5 protein-coding genes and 1 pseudogene are annotated in these 4803 nt (G+C 59.6%); 4 read left to right on the top strand and 2 right to left on the bottom strand.

The features are described from left to right. From Q0239_RS02190 to ribB, 4 genes and pseudogenes are all read left to right on the top strand, one after another. Positions 1–205: pseudogene (locus Q0239_RS02190) on the top strand (alkanesulfonate monooxygenase); the annotation flags it as partial. A gap of 23 nt (positions 206–228) precedes the next feature. After that, positions 229–1710, top strand: a complete 1482-nt coding sequence (gene glpD, locus Q0239_RS02185; RefSeq protein ID WP_298597711.1) for a glycerol-3-phosphate dehydrogenase — start codon at positions 229–231, stop codon at positions 1708–1710. After that, the gene (locus tag Q0239_RS02180) at positions 1707–2285 is read left to right on the top strand and encodes an NADPH-dependent FMN reductase (protein WP_298597708.1); all 579 of its coding nucleotides are present in this window, start codon (positions 1707–1709) and stop codon (positions 2283–2285) included. Before glpD ends, Q0239_RS02180 begins: the two co-directional genes overlap by 4 nt. Beyond that, a complete protein-coding gene (gene ribB, locus Q0239_RS02175) occupies positions 2282–2893 on the top strand; it encodes a 3,4-dihydroxy-2-butanone-4-phosphate synthase (protein ID WP_298597705.1) in 612 nt (203 codons plus the stop codon). The genes Q0239_RS02180 and ribB overlap by 4 nt, the downstream gene beginning before the upstream one ends. Before the next feature lie 135 nt (positions 2894–3028). On the opposite strand, the gene Q0239_RS02170 is transcribed toward ribB, so the two are convergent. Together Q0239_RS02170 and Q0239_RS02165 are read right to left on the bottom strand one after the other, a co-directional pair. Further along, positions 3029–3328 (bottom strand): hypothetical protein, encoded by a 300-nt coding sequence (locus tag Q0239_RS02170; protein WP_298597703.1) that lies wholly within the window; start codon positions 3326–3328, stop codon positions 3029–3031. Positions 3329–3372: 44 nt separating this feature from the next. After that, positions 3373–4803 (bottom strand): autotransporter domain-containing protein (locus Q0239_RS02165; protein ID WP_298597700.1); only part of this gene is annotated, 1431 nt, incomplete at its 5' end.

The following is a 4803-nucleotide window of genomic DNA, read 5'->3' as shown; positions in this document are numbered from 1 at the left end:
TCTGTGGACCGGCATCGGTCGGGCCCGTTCGGGCTGCGGTGCGGCGATCGTCGGCACACCCGATCAGGTGCTCGCTAAATTGCGTGCCTACCAGGCGGAGGGCATTGAGGCCTTCATTCTCTCCGGTTATCCGCATATGCAGGAAGCCGACATGTTCGCGCGTTACGTCTTGCCGCATATCCAGCATGGGCCGCTGGCGCTATAACACCGCCGATATAGGGAGCAGTGATGGAGATTTATGATGTCGCGGTCATTGGCGGTGGGGTCAATGGGTGCGGCATCGCGCGCGATGCAGCCGGGCGCGGCGCGCGGGGCCTCCCTTTGGAAACCAAAGATCTTGCGGCAGGAACCTCGTCGGCTTCGAGCAAGCTGATCCATGGTGGCCTGCGCTATCTGGAACATTATGAATTTGCTCTGGTGCGCGAATCGCTAACCGAACGCGAAGTCCTATGGGGGATTGCGCCGCACATCATCTGGCCGATGCGCTTCGTGCTACCGCACGTGAAGGGCCTGCGCCCTCGCTGGTTGTTGCGCTTGGGGCTCTTTCTTTATGATCATCTGGGCGCGCGCAAACGCCTGCCTGCAACCGAGGGCATCAAACTCGCGCGGCATCCTGCAGGCGCGCCGCTCAAGCCTGAATTCATCAATGGTTTCGTCTATTCGGATTGCTGGGTCGATGATGCACGGCTCGTGGTGCTCAATGCCCGCGATGCAGCGCGGCACGGTGCAGAGGTGCACACGCGCTGCCCTGTGACCAATTTGGTGCGAGAGGGCGAACATTGGCTGATCGAAGCCGGCGGGCGGGCGTTCAAGGCAAAAGCAATCGTCAATGCCGCGGGGCCATCGGTGTTGAACGTCCTCAGCCACAGCCCTGACAAGGCCGAATATGCGATGCGGCTGGTGCGCGGTTCGCACATTGTCGTGCGCAAGATCTTTGATCACCCCTATCCCTATTTCTTCCAGCTGCCCGATGGCCGGATTTTCTTTGCCATTCCGTATGAACATGATTTCACGCTGATTGGCACCACCGATGCAGATCATCGTGCGGGGCTGGATCGGGTAGAGGCCAGCGCGGACGAAATCGCCTATCTGTGTGAAGGGGCGAGCCACTTCTTTCGCACGCCGGTGCAGCCTGATGATGTGGTCTGGGCCTATGCCGGGGTACGACCATTGGTCGACGATGGTTCCGGAAAACCCGAAGCCGCGACGCGTGGATATCGCCTAGATCTGAGTGAAGTGAGTGATGGGGCTCCCATCCTCAATATCTTCGGGGGCAAGATCACCACTTACCGCCACCTTGCCGAGGAAGCGGTCGACCTATTGGCCACGCGATTGCCGATGCCGCAGAACCACCACTGGACGGCAACCAAGAAGCTGCCCGGTGGAAACTTCACCATCGATGCGATCGCGGCGGAGCATGAAAGGTTTCAACAAACCTACCCGTTCCTTGAGCCGGATTGGGCGGACCGCCTTTTCAAAAGCTACGGCCTCGATTGCTATGCGATTTTCGGTGAGGCAACGACGCTTGCCGAATGCGGGCAGCATTTTGGCCACGGGCTTACCGAACGTGAAGTCGACCATCTGGTCCGCAACGAATGGGCCCGCGCGTCCGAAGACATTTTGTGGCGGCGCACAAAGTTGGGCCTGCGGATGAATCAGCAAGAGCAGTTACAGCTCGAAAATTATCTCAGAAAGGCGGTGGCCGAATGAGCCCCAAAATTGTCGCCATTGGCGGAACGATCAACCCCGGCAGTTCGACCGAAATGGCACTGCGCACCGCACTTGCCGTTGCCAAGGCGGAGGGTGCCGAAGTGAAGCTGTTCGGTGGCGACTATCTCGCGGCCCTTCCGCACTATCGCAGCTCGGCGCACCGGGCAGAGGATGGTGCCGAAATGGTCGAAGCCGTTCGCGAAGCTGATGGCATCATCATCGCGGCCCCGGGTTACCATGGCACGATATCCGGGCTGGTGAAGAATGCGCTCGATTATCTCGAAGACCTTTCCAAGGATGACCGGCCCTATCTCGATGGCCGTGCCGTTGGCTTGATTGCCACCGCCTTTGGTGACCAGGCGAGCATGAGCACGATGCAGACCCTGCGCAGTATCGTCCACGCCCTGCGCGGCTGGCCCACTCCGATGGGGGCAACGGTGCGGACTTATCCGGATCTATTCTCGCCTGATGGGGAGTGCCTTGACGACCGGGTTTCGATGCAACTCGATATTGTCGGAAAACAGGTTGTGCAGGGCGCGCGCAGCTTTGCTGGTACATCCGGAGGCAAGGCATGAGCGACCTTCAAGCCGCCATCGATGCTTTGGGCAAAGGTGAAATCATCGTCATCACCGGCGACCGGTTTCGGCGCGGCGACATCGATTTCGCAATTGCAGCCAAGCATATCACAGCCGATGCGATCAACTTCATGGCCCGCCATGGCCGTGGCCTGATCTGCCTGTCGCTGACGCCAGCAAGGGCGGTCAAACTGGGCATCAGCCTGATCAATCCCGGCAGCGAGCGCCAGTCTGGCCGCCCCTTTGGCCGATCGATTGAGGCGCGCGCCGATGTAACGACCGGCATTTCTGCAGCAGACCGGGCGAAAACAGTTGAAGTGGCTGTGGCTGAAGGGGCCAATAGCGACGATCTGGTCTCCCCCGGGCATGTCTTCCCGCTGATCGCATCAGAAGGTGGCACAGCCGAGCGACTGGCAGCAGCCGAAGCCTCGATCGATCTGTGTCGCCTCGCGGGATGCGGTGACGCGGCGGTGATCTGTTCGATCATGCGCGACGACGGAGAAATGGCACGCCTGAATGACATAGGCGAACTGATCGAAAGCCATGGCCTAAAGGTTGCCGACATTGATGACCTTCTGCAGCACCTCGGCATTGCGCCAGAAGCCTAGCCTTCCCGCAATTGGGCCAAGCTGAAATCGGAGCGCACGCTTCGGCTAGTTATGCATGCGTTACCCACATAACTTGGTGCGCAACACATTGCGGTGTTGGCGCAGACGATCGAAGTTGATCGACTGCCATTAGCGTTAGGGTGCCAGCAGCCGTTTCAACAGTTTTCCGATACCAATGAAAATCAATGCCCCGGCAATTGCCCCTATCATCGGAAAATAGGCGTGATTGCGTACACTGTCGATTGCAACTTCGCCAAAGCCATCGGTCTTGAGTTCGGCCACCCGCATTTCGGTTTCGGCGATCTGGAACACTGTAAGTGCTAGAGCAACGGCGAGCGCCACCCAGCGGAGTTTCGATTTTCCATTACCCGCTGCCTCATTCTGTGCGCCGTCAAGCATCGGCTGTTCGCTCTCGAACTCGCTCGTTTCGTTCACAAAACTCTCTTCCTCAGGTGCCGCCCTGTCTGTCTAAAAACGCATCAGAACTTGACGCTAACGCCCATTTGTACGGCTTGGTCGGACCCCGAGCCTGAGGCTATGCGGTTCAGATATTCAACCTCGAACGAGAAAGCCTCTCCCAGTTGAAGTTCGGTACCTAGACCGAGCATGAACTGTTCGCGTGCTAGCCCAGCAAGCGAAATGCTGGAGAACGGTCCTGAGGTCAGGTCGCGATAGGCCACCAGCGCCTCGCCATTGCGTTCGGCATCATAGAGATATTCGAGCCGCAGGCGCGGGAGCAGCGCACCACCGATGAAGCGATGCTCGTAGTTCAGCTTTGTACCAAGACCGAGCGATGTGAAATCAACATCCTGATCGAGGAAGCGCAAGTCGAACAAGGTACCGCTATTTTCCGTATAGCCATTCAAGCGACCGCGGGTGAGGTCGATCCGGACGTAGGGTGTGATCATCCAGTTACCCGTTTCAATGTCGGCACCGGCTGAACCGGTTACAAACCATTGGCGTCCGCTGCGGTTCGAGTTGATCAGCGCACCGGTCGTCGTCACATAGCGCCGCAGATCGAAATCAAGCCATTGATAGCCGCCAAGCCAGTCGACGTAGATGCCGCTGCCCAGCTGGTGGCTGCCATAGATGGCGATGGTCTTGGCCTCACCCTGGCTGCGTGAGCCATTGTCGCCAATGTCCACGGTATCGCGGCCAAGGCCGACGCCGATACCTGCCGCGAATGACGGGCTGAACCGGCGGTCGGCACCAAAGCTGATTCCTTCGCTCTCAAACTCTTGTGAGAGCCTGCCCGTGGCCGGATCGCGATCGCCAAAGCGAATGGTCCCGCCAGCCCAGATCGTCCAGGGCAGCTCACCGCGCGCGCTGCCGCCGCCTGTGCCGCTGCCATCGCCAGCATCATCGCCACCAACCGACGCGACCGGGCCCAGCTTGCTTTCGCCCTTGGCGCACAGGCCATTGGTCCAGGCTGTCAGCGAATCCTCGCAATAGCCGCGGGTCGAAATACGCAGGCCATTCTGGAAACCGCCGCTGCCGGATTGCCCATGCAGGCTCTCCAGCCGACGCATGAAATTATTGACTTGTGCATCGGCAAAGCGCCGGCTCGCCATCACTTGCGCCTGTACCAGTCCGCGCACTTCGCGGTCGGTTGCCGGATCAGGACGCGCGACAATGTCGAGGGCATAAGTGATGGTTGCCGTGGCCCGCGTACCCGACGTGCTGTCGGTGACGGTAATCGCAAAATTGGCGACCCCCGAACCTGTCGGCGTGCCAGTGATCGCTCCGCTTGTCGCATTGAGCGCAAGGCCTGCGGGTAGGGTACCCGAGCTGACGGTAAAGCTGTAGGGCGCAATACCGCCACTCGCCAATACTGTCTGGTTATAGGCCACACCCTGTGTCGCAGCCGGCAGCGTTGCGCCAGCCGAGTTGGCCGATTGGGTCGTAGCACG

Source organism: uncultured Sphingorhabdus sp. (genome assembly GCF_937872355.1).
GTDB lineage: Bacteria > Pseudomonadota > Alphaproteobacteria > Sphingomonadales > Sphingomonadaceae > Sphingorhabdus_B.
The sequence above is the reverse complement of the archived record's forward strand: the minus strand, read 5'-3'. Positions and strand labels throughout refer to the sequence as shown.